The 15,603-nt window shown below is 61.7% G+C and carries 13 protein-coding genes; 3 read left to right on the top strand and 10 right to left on the bottom strand.

Going from position 1 to position 15,603, the window contains the following annotated elements; all coding sequences use genetic code 11:
• Window positions 1-3: 3 nt before the first annotated feature.
• From HNR59_RS03450 to HNR59_RS03440, 3 genes are all read right to left on the bottom strand, one after another.
• Window positions 4-939 (bottom strand): ABC transporter permease, encoded by a 936-nt coding sequence (locus HNR59_RS03450; RefSeq protein WP_183825998.1) that lies wholly within the window; start codon window positions 937-939, stop codon window positions 4-6.
• Between the two features lie 104 nt (window positions 940-1,043).
• A complete protein-coding gene (locus HNR59_RS03445; protein WP_183825995.1) occupies window positions 1,044-2,636 on the bottom strand; it encodes an ABC transporter substrate-binding protein in 1,593 nt (530 codons plus the stop codon).
• 75 nt (window positions 2,637-2,711) lie between these two features.
• Window positions 2,712-4,340: an amidohydrolase gene (locus tag HNR59_RS03440; protein WP_183825992.1), complete on the bottom strand. Its 1,629-nt coding sequence runs from the start codon at window positions 4,338-4,340 to the stop codon at window positions 2,712-2,714.
• Window positions 4,341-4,539: 199 nt separating this feature from the next.
• Here HNR59_RS03440 and HNR59_RS03435 point away from each other — a divergent pair, with 199 nt between their 5' ends.
• Window positions 4,540-5,475, top strand: a complete 936-nt coding sequence (locus HNR59_RS03435; protein ID WP_183825988.1) for a LysR family transcriptional regulator — start codon at window positions 4,540-4,542, stop codon at window positions 5,473-5,475.
• Here HNR59_RS03435 and HNR59_RS03430 read toward each other — a convergent pair.
• The 4 genes from HNR59_RS03430 to HNR59_RS03415 form a co-directional block, all read right to left on the bottom strand.
• Window positions 5,462-6,262, bottom strand: coding sequence for a M55 family metallopeptidase (locus HNR59_RS03430; protein WP_183825985.1), 801 nt, complete (start codon window positions 6,260-6,262; stop codon window positions 5,462-5,464). The genes HNR59_RS03435 and HNR59_RS03430 overlap by 14 nt on opposite strands.
• A gap of 54 nt (window positions 6,263-6,316) precedes the next feature.
• A complete protein-coding gene (locus HNR59_RS03425; RefSeq protein WP_183825982.1) occupies window positions 6,317-7,354 on the bottom strand; it encodes a DmpA family aminopeptidase in 1,038 nt (345 codons plus the stop codon).
• Between the two features lie 51 nt (window positions 7,355-7,405).
• Window positions 7,406-8,272, bottom strand: a complete 867-nt coding sequence (locus tag HNR59_RS03420; RefSeq protein WP_183825979.1) for a D-amino-acid transaminase — start codon at window positions 8,270-8,272, stop codon at window positions 7,406-7,408.
• Window positions 8,273-8,454: 182 nt separating this feature from the next.
• Window positions 8,455-8,898 (bottom strand): hypothetical protein, encoded by a 444-nt coding sequence (locus HNR59_RS03415; RefSeq protein ID WP_183825976.1) that lies wholly within the window; start codon window positions 8,896-8,898, stop codon window positions 8,455-8,457.
• A 199-nt stretch (window positions 8,899-9,097) separates the two neighbouring features.
• Between HNR59_RS03415 and HNR59_RS03410 the strand changes: the two genes are divergently transcribed.
• Both HNR59_RS03410 and lplAB read left to right on the top strand, forming a co-directional pair.
• Window positions 9,098-11,887, top strand: coding sequence for a bifunctional aconitate hydratase 2/2-methylisocitrate dehydratase (locus HNR59_RS03410; RefSeq protein ID WP_183825973.1), 2,790 nt, complete (start codon window positions 9,098-9,100; stop codon window positions 11,885-11,887).
• Between the two features lie 312 nt (window positions 11,888-12,199).
• Entirely contained in the window at window positions 12,200-13,249 is a 1,050-nt protein-coding gene (lplAB, locus tag HNR59_RS03405) for a lipoate-protein ligase LplAB (protein WP_183825970.1), read from the top strand.
• A gap of 63 nt (window positions 13,250-13,312) precedes the next feature.
• On the opposite strand, the gene HNR59_RS03400 is transcribed toward lplAB, so the two are convergent.
• The 3 genes from HNR59_RS03400 to HNR59_RS03390 are packed head-to-tail and all read right to left on the bottom strand — an operon-like array spanning window position 13,313 to window position 15,589.
• Window positions 13,313-14,140, bottom strand: a complete 828-nt coding sequence (locus HNR59_RS03400) for a MetQ/NlpA family ABC transporter substrate-binding protein (RefSeq protein ID WP_183825967.1) — start codon at window positions 14,138-14,140, stop codon at window positions 13,313-13,315.
• The gene (locus HNR59_RS03395; RefSeq protein WP_183825964.1) at window positions 14,137-14,829 is read right to left on the bottom strand and encodes a methionine ABC transporter permease; all 693 of its coding nucleotides are present in this window, start codon (window positions 14,827-14,829) and stop codon (window positions 14,137-14,139) included. The genes HNR59_RS03400 and HNR59_RS03395 overlap by 4 nt, the downstream gene beginning before the upstream one ends.
• Window positions 14,822-15,589 (bottom strand): ATP-binding cassette domain-containing protein, encoded by a 768-nt coding sequence (locus HNR59_RS03390; protein ID WP_183825961.1) that lies wholly within the window; start codon window positions 15,587-15,589, stop codon window positions 14,822-14,824. Before HNR59_RS03390 ends, HNR59_RS03395 begins: the two co-directional genes overlap by 8 nt.
• Between the last annotated feature and the right edge of the window lie 14 nt (window positions 15,590-15,603).

Here is a 15,603-nt window from a genome sequence, read left to right as displayed (position 1 = left end):
CGCTCACTCCTGCTTGATGCGCGGGTCGACCAGCGCATAGACGATATCGACCGCCGTATTGATGACCAGAAACCATACGACGATGACGAGGATGGTGCCCTGCACCACGGGGATGTCGCGCATCGCAACGCTGTCGACGAGCAGCGAGCCGATGCCCGGCCATGCGAAGAGCTTTTCGATCACCACAGCCTGTCCGATCAGCGAGCCGAACAACAGGCCGACGGTGGTGATGATGAGAACCAGCGCGTTGCGGGCAACGTGCCGGCGCACCACCTGCGCCTCGCTCAACCCCTTGGCATGGGCCGTGCGCACGAAATCTCCGTTAAGCACGTCGAGCACCCCGGCCCGCGTCGTGCGCGCCAGAAGCGCCAGCGGTGTGACGCCCAGCGTGATGGCCGGCAAAATGAGATTGCGCAGCGAGCCGTCGCCATAGCCGAAGGAAGGCAGCCAGTTCAGTTGCAGCGCAAACACATACATCAGCAGAAGGCCAAGCCAGAACTGGGGCAGCGACAGGCCGGAAACCGCCCCCACCATGGTGACGGTGTCAAGGATGGAGCCGGGCCGCAGCGCGGCGAGAAACCCCAGGGGCACGGCCACGACCACGGCGAAGATCATGGCCGCCACCGCAAGCTGCAGCGAGGCCCAGATGCGCTCGTTGATCAGTTCCAGCACCGGGCGCCGCGTGCGGAACGATGTGCCGAGATCAAGCTGCGCAAGGTCACCCACATAGGTGATGAACCGCTGATGCACCGGCTTGTCGAGGCCAAGCTGCTCGTTGAGCCGGGCCATGAGCTGCGGGTCCGGAGCCGTCTTGCCGTCGGAAAGCAGACTGGTGGCGAAACTGCCCGGCACCACTGAAAATATGACGAAAATCAGCAGTGCCACGACGACGATGGTGGGAATGATCTGCAGCACCCTGCGGATGGTGAACCGAAGCATCGCTGGTCCCGATTGGTGTGAGGCTGATCCCGGATATGTCAGCCATATCCGGGAAAAGCTCTTTCGGCGGGCCGCAACCCGACCGGCGGATTACCTGCGCATCGCTATTTGCGATTGTCGGGGGCGCTGTCGTCGATCCAGATATCCTCATAAGGCTGAAGCGCCAGCTCGTTTGCGTTCGGCGCCAGCCCATGCACCCATGGCTGGTAGGCCATCACCGCCTTGTTGTAGTTGAAGAACCACACCGGCGCGTCATCCTGCACAAGGTTGTTCGCCTGCCGCAGAAGGTCCGTTTGCCTGGTCGGATCGCGCTCGTCGCGCGCCGCCTCGTAGAGCTTGTCGAACTCCGGATTCGAGTAGCTGGTGTAGTTGCAGGCCGACTGCGCGGTCTTCGACCAGTAACAGCGCATGGCCGCCAGCGGGTCCGGGCCGGTCTGGTTCGACCAGATGAAGGCCTCGAAATTGTTGGTGGTCACCGCCTCGCCCAGCGCCGAGCTTTCCACCGGCTTCGGCTTGACCGTGATGCCGACTTTCTGGAGCATCGGCAGGATCGCCTCGACGATCGGCACACCCCAGCTTTCGTTGGGGCTTGCGGTGACCTCGAACGTGAAGCCGTTTTCGTAGCCGGCCTCCTTGAGCAGTTCCTTCGCCTTGTCCGGATCGAAGGCGTAGGGCGCCTTGTCCTTGTCGAAGGCGGGCGAGGAAATCGGCAGCCAGCCGCTTGCCGGATAGGCCTTGTTCTTGACGAGGCGCTCCACGATCAGCGGCGTGTTGATCGCATGGTTGATGGCCTGTCTTACCCGCTTGTCCCGGAGTGCTTCCACCTTTGGGTTGAAGCCGATATTGCGCGTGAAAACCTCCGCCACCTCAAGCAGGTTATCCTTCAGCGCATCGTCCTGCTGATAGGCCTGATACTGCGTGGGGCCAAGAACCGAGACGTCGATCTCCTTGTTGCGGAAGGCAACGTCGCGGGCGCTGTCCTCGCTCATCAGGATGATGTTGACGCGATCCAGATAGGGTTTGCCTTCTTCGTAGAAGTCCCCGAACTTCTCCACCACAAGCTGCGAGCCGGGGATGTGTTCCTTGAAAACGAACGGACCAAGGCCGACGGGCGCCGTCGCGAAGGTCGCCTCATCCTCCACGTTGGAGGGATAGATCGCCGTTGTATTCTGCATCAGGGAAAAGCCCGGATTGACCGGCGATGCAAAGGTGATCTCCAGCGTGTTGTCATCGACCTTCTTCAGGCCGGATATGTCTTCGCTCTTGCCGGCGGCGAAGTCGTCGACCCCCTTGATGATGGCGACATAGCTGGCGCCGGGGAAGGCGTTCTTCGGATCGGCGATGCGCTTGTAGCTGTAGATGATGTCGTCAGCCGTCAGGGCCTTGCCGTTGTGAAATTTCGCGTCCTTGCGCAGATGATAGGTGTAGACCAGACCATCCTCGGATTCATCAACGCTGGTCGCCAGTTCAGGAACAGGTGCGTTGTTGTTGGAATCCCAGGCGTAGAGCGAGCGATGGATCGCCTGCGTTATGAACTCTTCCTGAATGTTGGGGCTGGCATGGGTATCGAGCGTTGCGAAGCTCGATCCATAAGGCGCGGTGAAGTTGAAAGTGCCGCCCTGTCTGGGCTCTTCGGCCAGTGCAAGGCCCGAAACGCTGGCGCAAAGAAAGGCCGCGAGTGTGAATCTCCTGAACATGATGATTTTCCCCTTGTTGCATGCGCCGCCTTGAATGGTGGCCGCGTTTTTATGAGTTTTCAGACCTCAGCCACCTCAGCCGCGGCTGTCGAAGACCACCTTTCCACCCAGAATTGTCAGAACGCAGTGCGTGTCGTTGAGTATGGTGTGCGGTGCGGCTTCCAGCAAGTTTTGATTGAAAACGGCAATATCGGCCAGCTGGCCCGGCACCAGCCGGCCCTTCACATGCTCTGCGTTTTCCATGAAGGCGCCGCCTTCCGTGTAGGCCTGCAAGACCTCGTCCGGGGCAAGGCGCTCGGCCTCGTCCATCACCGTGCCTTTCCATGTCTGGCGGGTGATCATCGCATGGATGTTCGGGAACGGGTTGGGCGAGCAGACTGGTGAATCCGACCCCGTCGATGCGCCCAGTCCCATGCGTTTCCATGTGGCGGAAGGATAGCAGGAACGTGCACGCTCCTCATCCATGACGCTGATATAGCTGTCGCCGAAATCATGCACGAAAGCGAGCTGCGGAGCCGGATAGATGCCCGCCGCCTTCATGCGCTCGTTGAGGCCGTCAGCCAGAAAACCGCAATGCTCGACACGGTGGCGGCGGTCCGGATCGGGCATCTGCGCCAGCGCCTTTTCATAGGCGGTGACGAGCTGGTCGATCGCCGCGTCGCCGATGGCGTGGCAGGCCAGCGAATAGCCGCAGCGGTGCCATTGCATCACCAGCCGCCCGACTTCCTGCGTGGGCAGCATCTGCACGCCGATATTGTCCGGCTCATCCTTGTAGGGCGTGCTCATCCAGGCGGTGCGCCCGCCCGCCGAACCGTCGAGGAAAAGCTTGACGCCGCCAATGCGCATCATGTCGTCGCCCGCTCCGGTGACAAGGCCGGCGCGCCAGCAATCCTCCACGATGGAGACGCCGGGATCGCCCATCAGCGTGAGCCACACGCGCACCGGAAGCCGCCCCGCAAGCTTCGCCAGCTGGTATGCCTTCATCTCGTCGAAGCCGGTGACATGGCCGAGCGCCGCCTCCATGCAGCTTGTGATGCCGAAGGAAAGCAGATGGCGGCCGCCGCGTTCGATCGCCTCGATCAGTTCCTCCACCGTGGGGTGGGGTATGATTTTCGTGATCAGGTTCTGCGCGTTTTCGGCGAGAAAACCGTCGAGCCTGCCATTCGCCTTGCCGATGACGCCGCCATCCGGCGCTTCCGTCCCGTCGCTCACGCCGGCCAGCGAAAACGCCATGGAATTCGCCACCGAGACGTGGCCGCAGGCGCGCGTGACGAGAACCGGATGGCCGGGAACAGCGCGGTCAAGCTCCTCACGCGTCGGATGGCGGCCGACGTCGAGCTTGGTCTGGTCGTAGCCGCGCGCGCGGATCCATGTGCCCTGCGGCAACGCCGCGGCCCGTTCGGCAAGGCGGTCGAGCAGCGCCTGCAATGTCGGCGCGGCCGCGGGCGTGACGTCCACCCAGCCCATGGTCAGGCCGGTCGAGATCAGGTGAAGGTGATTGTCGTTGAGACCCGGGCAGGCAAAGCGCCCCTCAAGGTCTATCGTTTTCGTAGCGGGCCCCTTCAATGCCATCATTTCGGCATCACGGCCGGCTGCAAGTACCTTGCCCTGCCAGACAGCAACTGCATCTGCCCAGCCATCGGTGTAGCCGCACCAGATCCGACCATTGTGAAGGATCAGATCCGCCACCGGTAGAGATGTCATTCAACCTCCCCTACACTTCTGCTCAGCCCTGCCGGCATGCAGGATCACATTGAGCGTCGTTTTTTCCAAGGTGCTGGTTGAAAACCGACATGGCCAATACGGTTTTGGCAAGGTATTATGCATAATTTGCATAATACATGAAAAGTATAGAACTATACGGCTTGGTGTCTGTCCGCAGACACAAGGGAAGGTACCCGGCGTGGAAATAAAGTGGCTTGAGGATTTCGTCGCGCTTGCCGATACATCAAGTTTCTCGCGCGCAGCCGAAATACGCAATGTCACGCAGCCGGCCTTCAGCCGGCGCATCCGGCAACTGGAAGCATGGGTGGGCGCGCCGCTGATCAACCGTGCCACGATGCCGGCAGAGCTTACACCCGCCGGTCGCAATCTTCTGCCGCTCGCCCAGGACACCATCCGCATGTTCAGCTCAGTCCGCGAAACGCTGCGCCCGCCGGCCGAGCAGGGGCTGGTGCGCTTTGCCGCGCTGCACACGCTCACCGTCACCTTCTTCCCGGGTTGGCTGCAGACGCTGCAATCGCGCGCGCGCCATTTCGGCACGTCCTTCATCGCGGACCGCGGTGGCATCGAGGCCAATCTGCAGGCGCTGACGGACGGCGAGACCGATTTCTTTCTCACCTACACCCATCGCGAAGTTCCGTTTCACCTCGATCGCGAGAAATTCGCGTCGATCGCCATCGGGACCGACCGGCTCATCCCGGTCGCCTCACCCGAATTGCGCATAGACAGGAAAATCACCCCGATGGCCGGCCTGCTGGACCGCTCCGGTTCCTCGAAGCTGGCCGTGCCTTATCTGGGCTACGGTTACAGTTCCTTCTTCGGTGTCGCTCTGTGCCGCATGTTCGCGAAGAACCCTCCATTCCGGCGCTCCACCGTCCATGAAAGCACGATCAGTGCCAGCCTCAAGGAACTGGCGCTGACCGGGGCAGGCCTGTGCTGGCTGCCGCAGAGCCTCGTCGACAGGGAGCTGGAACAGGGGCTGCTTGTGCTGTGCGCGGCAGACCCGGCATGGTCGCTCGATCTCGAAATCCGCCTTTACCGCAGCACCGGAAAGTCCGGCCCCATGGTGGAAGCGCTGTGGCGGGCGGCCGGTGAGCCGGCGCTCAGGAATTCATGAAGCGCAATGCCCGCTGGATCTCGAAGAAATCGGCGGAGCTGAAGGCCACCGCACGCGGGCCGCTGGCCTTCGCGCCCGGATACCAGGACGCGCGATAGGCATCGACGGGATTGTTGAACTCAATGGTAACCTCGCAACTTTGCGGGATCGAAGGAATATTCGGCAGGCTGGCAGCACTGAGTGCCTTTTCCACGCCCTCCGCGATTGCCGCCCGCGCGGCTGCCGGGCTCAGCGACAGGGATGCAGCGCCAAAGCCCTGAAGCGTTTCGACCGTGGCAATTCCCGGCACCATGGCGCGCGCATCGGCACAGATGCCGGCATCTCCGGAAATGAAGGCCACCGGCACGCCATGGCGCGCCGCGCACAGCGCATTGACGGTAAATTCGGAAGCAACTTCACCATTCAGGATCAGCCGGGAAATGCGCAGGTTGGATGTGTGGGCAAGTGGATTGTCTTCCGTGCCCGCCTTGGAATGATAGCCCGTGCAGAGCGCGGCGCGGAAACCGGAATCCAGCCCGAACATCATGGAATCGGGATGGCCCGGCCAGCCCCTGACGATGCGTGCGCAGGCGGGCAAACGGTCGAGAATGATATTGCGGCCACTGTCATGCGCATCCTTGATGAGGATTTCGGTTGCACCGGCGGCGCGCGCGCCCTCGCAGGCAGCCACGACCTCTGCGGTCATCAGCGCGCGAAACTCGGCGTAGTCGGCATGGCTGCGCTCCGCCTCGCTCCACGTCAGAATGCCGGCGGTGCCTTCAATATCGGCCGAGATGAAGATTTTCATGGTTCCGGAACCCCTCCTGCAGACGAAATTGCAATCGCACGGCAGCTTACGCGCCTATGTGTCCGGGGCAAATGCCGCAAGCCAGTCAGCCAGGGAAGGGAAGCTCCGGCCATCGCGCCCCACCGTCGCCTTCGCTGCGCACATGGCATTGAGCACGGCTTCGGAAGTCGCTTCGGCCGCCGCCTGAAATACCTTGTCGATCTGGTCGTCATCCAGACGCCCGATGGACTGGAAAGCCTCTTTCGGCCTGTGCGCCACATGATCTGCCGTGGTGAAGGCAATGGCGATATCGCCGCTGCCATGGCCCCAGAACGAGCCCAGCGAGGCGATGCCCGCCCCGGCCCTGCGGGCCACCCGCTGCAATTGCCTGTCGCCAAGCGGAATGTCGGTGGCCAGAAGCACGATGATCGATCCCTTTTCGGCCTGCGGCAGACGTTGAGCATCAGGCCGGCGCCCGTCGGGCAGGATCAGGTCGCCCGCCCGCCCGAAATTGGACAACACCAGAGCCCCGAGCACAAAGGAAGCGTCCGCGATCCCGATCTGCCGCGATGCGCTGCCGATGCCGGCCCTGAAGCCGAAGGAGGTCATGCCGCATCCTGCGCCGACGCTGCCCTGCTCCACCGGACCGGATGCCGCGCTATCCAGCGCCGCGAAGGCATCCTGCGGCGTCACCGCCATGGCCTGAATGTCGTTGATCGCTCCGTCATTGCATTCGCAGACCAGCGCATTGACCGTGGAGGTTTCCCGCCCGATGGCCGGGTTTTCCCCGACAGCCCGCCTGATCAGCGCCTCCATGCAAGGGGCCACGGAAAAGGTGTTGGTCAGTAGAAGGGGCGTTTCGATGAGCCCGAGTTCGGCCACCTGCATCAGCCCGGCCGACTTGCCGAAGCCGTTGATGATCTCCACGGCGGCCCGGACCTTGTTGCGAAACAGATCACCGCCATGCGGAAGAATCGCTGTGACGCCAGTTGCCAGACCATTGCCGGACAGCGTTCTGTGACCGACCATGACACCGGCGACGTCGGTGATGGCATTGTGCGGACCGGTAGGCAACTGCCCGACCGTAAGGCCAAAATGCCGTGCTGAGCTCATCGTGGTGACCATCCCCAATGCCGCGCCTGACAAATGCGCGGCAGGTCCGGTTCAGGCACGCGCGACCTGACCGCTGTCGTCCAGCGCAATATCGACGTAGATTTTCTGGAGACGCCGTGTCAATGGACCGGGGCTGCCGTCCCCCACCAGCTTCTCGCCGATCCTCACCACCGGCGTCACGAAGCTCGACGCCGAAGTCAGAAAAGCCTCCGCCGCGCCATATGCCTCATCGGGGGAGAATGCGCGCTCCTCCATCCGGATATTCTGTTCCTCGCAAAGATGCAGAACCGCGCGGCGCGTGCAGCCCGGCAAAATCGCCTGCGAGTTCGGGCGGGTGACGACAGTGCCGTCATGCGTGATGATGAAGGCGCTGGCCGATGCGCCTTCGGTGATCAGCCCGTCCTCGACCAGCCAGACATCATCATAACCTTCCGCGCGCGCGGCCTGCTTGACCATGACCTGCCCGAGCAGCATCACGGTCTTGATGTCGCGGCGCACCCAGCGCGGGTCGGGAGCGAGCATGACAGCGACACCATCGGCCTGCGCTTTCGTTCCGGTCAGCTTGCGCGCAGAGGTAAAGGCAAACAGATTGGGCTTAAGATCATCGGCATAAAGGAAGTCGCGCTTTGCCACGCCCCGCGACACCTGCATGTAGATCGTCCCTTCATCAAGCGCGTTGCGGGAAATAAGCTCCTGCTGGATGGCTTCGATGTCTGCCAGCGGCATGGGCAGCGGAATGCCGATTTCTCCCAGCGAACGGCTGAGACGCTGCAGATGCAGATCATTGTCGACCATGCGCCCGCCGATGACGGCGGTAACTTCATAGATTGCGTCGGCGAACAGCAGCCCGCGGTCAAATATGCTGATGCTGGCTTCGCCTTCAGGCACGAAACGCTGATCACAATAGACATAGGCCATCACGGACGCTCCCTGAGAACTGCCGCGCCACCACATGGGCGCAAGGCCGAGTGATGACAATCGGCGCGCGAAAAGGCCAATTCCATTTCTGCAACTCGCGATGCCAAAATTGATATCGGAGCGCTGCTCAGTTCCATGCAGGAGAGAACAAGCCGCGTCATCGCCAATCGCGCGGCACGAGATCAGGAGTAGAGCGCTTCGTAAACTTTCGCCGCTTTTCGGTCGATCGTCTCGACAAGGCAGTCATAGCCGGATCGGGAGATATTCAGCGCGGGACGAATTGTCGTGCCTGCTTCTGCCAGAAGCTGCTGGAAATCTTCGACACATCGCTTTCCCATGGCATCGGTCGAGCCGATCTCGTCAAGCAACGCTTCCTCAACCAAAGTCAAAACGGCACTGTCATTCTTCGCTGTTCGTCTGTGCTGGTCGGGAAGCGTTCCGAAAAGGTCGAACAGCAACTGCAGACCATTGAACAATCGGTCATTTTTCAACAGTTGGCTCAGACTGCTCTCAGCCTCTGTGCAAGTCGCCCCGCAAGATTGCCAGTGCCGGAAAACCGAGACGACAAATGCCTCGTCATCCGTCAGATCGGAAAATCCGAGCGGGATAAAATCACTGGCTTTCATAATTCCGGTCCGACACCCATGCAGGCCCTTTCTAACCGCCCGAAGCCGAATCCAAAGTACTATTTTTCAACCCACGGAAGACCTTGTCCGCAGGCTTGCGTTGGCGTACTCGGAAACCATCGGATTTTTGGGCTGACTGGAGGTCCCGTTAAATGGGACCGATCATCAGCTTCACACAGTTCATGACGTTGGGGATGAGATGAAACTCTACGCGGATTATCTGGCCGAAATCAGCAACCGGAAAGATCAGGGGCTGGCCCCCAAGCCGATCGACGACGGGGCGCTTACCAGCGAGATCATTTCCCTGATCGAGGATGGCGGGAACCCGCATCGGGACGACGCCCTGAAATTCTTCATCTACAATACGCTGCCGGGCACGACCAGCGCGGCCGGCGTCAAGGCGGCCTACCTGAAGAAGATCGTGCTTCGCGAAGCCATCGTGCCGGAGATCACCCCCGACTTCGCGCTCGAACTGCTCTCGCACATGAAGGGCGGGCCTTCGGTTGCCGTGCTGCTCGACATCGCCCTCGGCGATGACGCGACCATCGCCGCCAAAGCCGGCGACGTGCTGAAGACGCAGGTCTTCCTTTACGACGCCGACATGTTCCGCCTGCGCGATGCCTACAAGGCCGGCAATGCCGTCGCCACCGACATCCTCGAAAGCTATGCGAAGGCCGAGTTCTTCACCAAGCTTCCCGATGTCGAGGACGAGATCAAGGTCGTGACCTTCATCGCCGCCGAAGGCGACATCTCGACCGATCTTCTGTCGCCCGGCAATCAGGCGCATTCGCGCTCGGACCGCGAACTGCACGGCCAGTGCATGATCTCGCCGGAAGCGCAGCAGGAAATCGTCGCGCTGCAAAGGCAGCACCCGGACAAGCGCGTGATGATGATCGCCGAGAAGGGCACGATGGGCGTCGGCTCGTCGCGCATGTCGGGCGTGAACAACGTGGCGCTGTGGACCGGCAAGCAGGCCAGCCCCTATGTGCCCTTCGTCAATTACGCCCCGATCGTGGCCGGCACCAACGGCATTTCGCCGATCTTCGCGACCACCGTCGACGTGACCGGCGGCATCGGCATCAACCTGAAGAACTGGACCAAGAAGCTCGGCGAGGACGGCAAGCCGATCCTCAACAATGACGGCAACCCCGTGCTGGAGCAGCAGTTCTCGGTCGAAACCGGAACGGTGCTCAGGATCGACACGAAGAACCGGAAGCTGCGCGATGAGGACGGCACCGAGCTCGTCGACGTCGCCTCCGCCTTCACGCCCCAGAAGGTGGAATTCATGAAGGCCGGCAGTTCCTACGCCATCGTCTTCGGCAAGAAGCTGCAGACCTTCGCCGCCGCCACGCTGGGGGTCGAGCCGACGCCGGTCTTCGCCCCCAACAAGGAAATCTCCGTCGAGGGCCAGGGCCTGACGGCGGTGGAGAAGATCTTCAACCGCAACGCCGTGGGTGTCACCCCCGGCAAGATCCTGCATGCCGGCTCGGATGTGCGCGTCAAGGTCAACATCGTCGGATCGCAGGACACCACCGGCCTGATGACCGCGCAGGAGCTGGAGGCGATGGCGGCGACCGTCATTTCGCCGCTGGTCGACGGCGCCTATCAGTCCGGCTGCCACACCGCTTCCGTCTGGGACAAGAAGGCGCAGGTGAACATCCCGAAGCTCATGTCGTTCATGAACAATTTCGGCGTGATCACCGCCCGCGATCCGAAGGGCGTCTATCACTCGATGACCGACGTCATCCACAAGGTGCTGAACGACATCACCGTGGACGACTGGGACATCATCATAGGCGGCGACAGCCACACCCGCATGTCCAAGGGCGTGGCCTTCGGCGCGGACTCCGGCACCGTCGCGCTGGCGCTGGCCACCGGCGAGGCGACCATGCCGATCCCGCAATCGGTCAAGGTGACCTTCACGGGCAGGATGAAGCCGTGGATGGACTTTCGCGACGTGGTCCACGCGACGCAGGCGCAGATGCTCAAGCAGCACGGTGACAACGTGTTCCAGGGCCGCATCATCGAGGTGCATATCGGCACGCTGCTCGCCGACCAGGCTTTCACCTTCACCGACTGGACCGCCGAGATGAAGGCCAAGGCCTCTATCTGCATCAGTCAGGACGAGACGCTGATCGAGTCGCTGGAGATCGCCAAGTCGCGCATCCAGATCATGATCGACAAGGGCATGGACAATGCGGCGCAGACCCTGAAGGGCCTGATCGCCAAGGCCGATGCGCGCATCACCGAGATTCGCCTCGGCGAAAAGCCGGCGCTCGCCCCCGACGAGAATGCGAAATATTTCGCAGAGGTCGTGGTCGATCTCGACCTGATCGACGAGCCCATGATCGCCGATCCCGACGTCAACAATGCCGATGTGTCGCGGCGCTATACGCACGACACGATCCGCCCGATTTCCTACTATGGCGGAACCAAGAAGGTCGATCTCGGCTTCGTCGGCTCGTGCATGGTGCACAAGGGCGACATGAAGATCGTTGCCCAGATGCTGAAGAACATCGAGAAGGCCGAAGGCAAGGTCGAGTTCAGAGCACCGCTGGTTGTCGCCGCCCCGACCTACAACATCATCGACGAGCTGAAGGAAGAAGGCGACTGGGAAATCCTGCAGCGCTATTCCGGCTTCGAGTTCGACGACGTCCTGCCGAAGAGCCAGGCGCGCACCGAATACGAGAACATCCTCTATCTGGAGCGCCCCGGCTGCAATCTGTGCATGGGCAATCAGGAAAAGGCCGAGAAGGGCGACACCGTGCTTGCCACCTCGACCCGCCTGTTTCAGGGGCGCGTGGTCGAGGACACCGCCGAGAAGAAGGGCGAGTCGCTTCTGGCTTCCACTCCGGTCGTCGTGCTTTCCGCCATTCTTGGCCGCACGCCGAGCGCCGAGGAATACAGGACCGCAGTCGAAGGAATCGACCTGACGAAATTCGCGCCGCCGAAAACCACTCCGATCGATTCCCTGTCAGTCCATTTCTAGGATTCTGTCTCGTTGATCATCAAAGCAGCCCGCCGACGTGGCGGGCTGCTTTCGGTGCCTATTGCCGTAAATGGAGGCGAGCGACCAGCATCTGCTTGCCTGCGCAAGTCCCTCAAAAGCCGACGGTTGGCGCTTTGCCCTTTGTCAGCCTTGTGCCTTGCGGATTCGTCGGCCGGTCACCTTCGCACCGGCCGCTGGTTGCATCGGCAGCCGCAGGACTATATCCGGATTAAAAGCCAGCCACGACCTGCCACTGTCACACCGGCCGGTCTCAGCCGTTTCTCTCAGACCCGGTTCCAGGAAGCGTAGCAGATGCATGGTGAGTACAAGGTTCCCGGCGGCAAGCTGATCGTCGCGGACATCGAAACGGCGCAGGAGCGGATCGCATCGGCGCAGATTTCCGGCGATTTCTTCCTTGAACCCGAGGAAGCTCTCGGTGCCCTTTCGCAGGCGCTGATTGGCCTTTCCGGAACGGCTTCCGTGCAGGAGATCGCCGCCGCGATCCGCGAGGCTTTGCCGGAAGGCGCCCAGCTTTTCGGCTTCACGCCTGAAGCCGTGGCCATCGCCGTGCGCCGCGCCCTTGGTATCGCCAAGACCTGGCAGGATTTTGAGTGGAACATCATCGACGCCAAGGCGGTGACACCCGCCATGCATGTGGCGCTGGACGAGGTTCTGGCGCGTGAGGTCGCCAGCGGCAGGCGGGCGCCGACGCTGCGGTTCTGGACATGGGAGAGGTCCGCGATCATCATCGGATCGTTCCAGTCGCTGAAGAACGAGGTCGATCTGGAGGCGGCGAAAGAGCTGGGCGTCGAGGTCGTGCGCCGCGCCACGGGTGGCGGTGCGATGTTCGTCGAGCCGGGCTCCGCGATCACCTATTCGCTTTACGCGCCCGTGGATCTTGTGGCGGACATGGGGTTCGCCGATTCCTACGCCTTCCTCGACAACTGGGTGCTGAAGGCCCTGAACGCCATCGGCATCGAAGCGGTCTACAAGCCACTCAACGACATCAGCAGCCCGAACGGCAAGATCGGCGGTGCCGCACAGAAGCGTTTTGGCAGCACCACCGTGCTGCACCATGTAACCATGGCCTATGACATGGACGCCGACAAGATGATGCGGGTGCTGCGGATCGGCCGCGAAAAGCTGTCGGACAAGGGAACGGCAAGCGCAGGCAAGCGCGTCGACCCCGTACGCAGCCAGAGCGGCCTGTCGCGCGACGACGTCATCGCCGCGATGAAGAGCACCTTCGTGGAGCTGAATGGCGGTGTTGCGGGCGATATCACCGAGGGCGAATATCAGGCGGCAGCGGAGCTGGTGGAATCGAAATACGGCACTGAGGAATGGCTTTACAAGCTGCCCTGAGATGAAAGCCGCACAGGGCCCTGCCCCGGGCGGCTTCTGCGTTTTATCCGAAGCGGCGGAACGCTATCGTGCTGGCACCGAGGCCCAGCCGTAGTTCTGCTTCAGGAATTCAGCCGCCGCGTCCGAGCGCAGCGCCTGCACCACAGCTTTTGTCTTCGGGTCGTCCAGATCCTTTGCATTCACCGCAAAGCTGATCGCGTAGGCATCGGTAATCCCGTTGCGCTCTTCGACATAAAGACGCTCGGCATCGCCTTCGAGTTCAAGCGAGCGGGCGAAGGTCGGATACATGACCGCAAGCTTGCGCCCCGCCTCGTCATAGGTGCCGGCAGTGGCCGTAAGAGGCGTCTGGACGAATTTCAGGTTCCGGGGATTGGCGGTGATATCGGCAGGTGAGGCTTCATAGATCGCGCCCTCGCCCAGTTCGACAAGACCCGCGCTCTGCAGCAGCAGCAGGGCGCGGGCCGTGTTCACACCATCATTGGGAATGAAGACCGTCTCACCGTCGGGAATGGCGTCCAGACTGGAATAGGCCCCGGAATAGAGTGCAAAGGTCGCGTGATAGACCGCCTGGGCAATGGCCAGCTTCGCGCCTGTACGGTCGTTGAATATGTCCATGTAGAGCTTGTGCTGGATCAGGTTTCCGTCGATCTCCCTATTGGCCAGCGCCGGGTTGGCCTCCGCGTAATTGAGAAAAACGGTCTTCTCGACCTTGTAACCCGCGGCCTCGATTTCAGGCGCGATGGCGGTGAGAATGTCCGGTTTCGTGTTGTCGGCCGAATGGAACGGAAAGAAGGACACGCCCAGCCTGATCGTCTCCTGCGCCTGCGCTGCGCCTGTAAGTAAGGATAGCGTGGCCAGGACGGTTGCCGCTAGTCTTGCTATGTTTTTCATGAATTCCGGGCCTTCCCTTTTCCATCGAGTTTTCTGGCGAGGGCGGACCCTGAAAGCTGGATAAGTTGCACGAACAGGGTCATCAGGAGAATGATGACCCACATGAGCTGCTGGTTCCACATATAGAAACCTTCCTGCAAAGCCAGGTAGCCGATTCCGCCGCCGGCAATAACCCCCACCACCGTCGAATAGGCGATCAGGCTGATGATCGCGGAGGTATAGCCCAGGATCAGCGCCGCGCGCGCTTCGACGAGAACGAATTCCGTTATCAGTTGCCAGCGGTTCGCGGAAAGGGCGTGTGCCGTATGATAGAGTTGCGGATTGATGTCTGCGACAGCCTGCTCGACCAGCCGTGTGACGACGGCAACCCCTACGATCGTAAGCGACACCATCGAGGCGTAGATTCCGTAGGCCGTTCCGACCAGAAACCGCGCCAGCGGGGCCACGATGATCAGCAGCAGGATGAACGGCACCGAGCGTATGAGGTTGACCGCGACGGACAGCGGAGCGGCAAGGACCGGGCTTTCCCAGATGGCGCCGCGCTGACTGAGCGACAGAAAGATGCCCGCGGCCGTGCCAAGCACCGCGGCAATCGCGAAAGACACCGCGACCATATAGAAGGTCTCGATAAACCCGGTAGCGATCTGGCCGCCGAACCGGTTCCAGGTCTGCGTGAACCAGTCAAACATCGTGCGGCGTGCCCCACAGCGCCTCGATCGGATCGACGCGGAAATCCACGGAATTTCTGATCGGGCCCATGCGCCGGACCGCACCGTCTTCAAGGTGCAGCACCCGGTCGCACATGTAGCGAACGACGTCCAGATGATGGGCCACCAGTATCATGGCCATGGAATAGTTGCGCTGCGCCTTTTTCAGAAGGTCCAGTATTTCCCTGCTGGTCTGAGCATCGAGGGCCGAGGTCGGCTCGTCCAGAAACAGCACCTGCGGATCCGTGACCAAGGCGCGGGCAATGGCCACGCGCTGCGCCTCGCCGCCGGAGAGGGTGATGGGATAAGCCTCTGCCTTCGCTTTGAGGCCCACGAAATCCAGCATCTCGCGCGCCTTCTGCGTGCGTTCCGTGAGCGCCATCTTCCGCAGCTTCAAAGGCAGCGCAACATTTTCCAGAACGCTGCGATTGTAGAGCAGGCTGAACCCCTGAAATACGGTGGAGGTCCTTCGCGTCACATCGCGCACGACCGACCTGGGTGTGCTGTCTTCAATTGTGGTGCCGCCGAAATTCAGGGTGCCGCTGTCGGGAGGCATCTGCAGGCTGAGCACGCGCAGGAGTGTCGTCTTGCCCGCGCCGCTCTTGCCGACGACGCCGAGAACTTCGCGCGGGCCCACCCGGAAACTGATGTCTGTGAGAGCCGCAGTCCGGCCGCCCTTGCCGGGGGCGTGGAACGTCTTTGTGAGGTTGTGAACCTCGATCACCGGATTATCGTTCAGCATCGTTACCGCTTCGG

This window comes from Aquamicrobium lusatiense, from assembly GCF_014201615.1.
Classification (GTDB): Bacteria; Pseudomonadota; Alphaproteobacteria; order Rhizobiales; family Rhizobiaceae; genus Mesorhizobium; species Mesorhizobium lusatiense.
The sequence above is the reverse complement of the archived record's forward strand: the minus strand, read 5'-3'. Positions and strand labels throughout refer to the sequence as shown.

Bases quoted from the DNA above. Each gene is read 5' to 3' on its own strand.
- HNR59_RS03450 (WP_183825998.1), bottom strand. From the start codon at position 939: ATGCTTCGGTTCACCATCCGCAGGGTGCTGCAGATCATTCCCACCATC.
- HNR59_RS03445 (WP_183825995.1), bottom strand. From the start codon at position 2,636: ATGTTCAGGAGATTCACACTCGCGGCCTTTCTTTGCGCCAGCGTTTCG.
- HNR59_RS03440 (WP_183825992.1), bottom strand. From the start codon at position 4,340: ATGACATCTCTACCGGTGGCGGATCTGATCCTTCACAATGGTCGGATC.
- HNR59_RS03430 (WP_183825985.1), bottom strand. From the start codon at position 6,262: ATGAAAATCTTCATCTCGGCCGATATTGAAGGCACCGCCGGCATTCTG.
- HNR59_RS03425 (WP_183825982.1), bottom strand. From the start codon at position 7,354: ATGAGCTCAGCACGGCATTTTGGCCTTACGGTCGGGCAGTTGCCTACC.
- HNR59_RS03420 (WP_183825979.1), bottom strand. From the start codon at position 8,272: ATGGCCTATGTCTATTGTGATCAGCGTTTCGTGCCTGAAGGCGAAGCC.
- HNR59_RS03415 (WP_183825976.1), bottom strand. From the start codon at position 8,898: ATGAAAGCCAGTGATTTTATCCCGCTCGGATTTTCCGATCTGACGGAT.
- HNR59_RS03410 (WP_183825973.1), top strand. From the start codon at position 9,098: ATGAAACTCTACGCGGATTATCTGGCCGAAATCAGCAACCGGAAAGAT.
- lplAB (WP_183825970.1), top strand. From the start codon at position 12,200: ATGCATGGTGAGTACAAGGTTCCCGGCGGCAAGCTGATCGTCGCGGAC.
- HNR59_RS03400 (WP_183825967.1), bottom strand. From the start codon at position 14,140: ATGAAAAACATAGCAAGACTAGCGGCAACCGTCCTGGCCACGCTATCC.
- HNR59_RS03395 (WP_183825964.1), bottom strand. From the start codon at position 14,829: ATGTTTGACTGGTTCACGCAGACCTGGAACCGGTTCGGCGGCCAGATC.
- HNR59_RS03390 (WP_183825961.1), bottom strand. From the start codon at position 15,589: ATGCTGAACGATAATCCGGTGATCGAGGTTCACAACCTCACAAAGACG.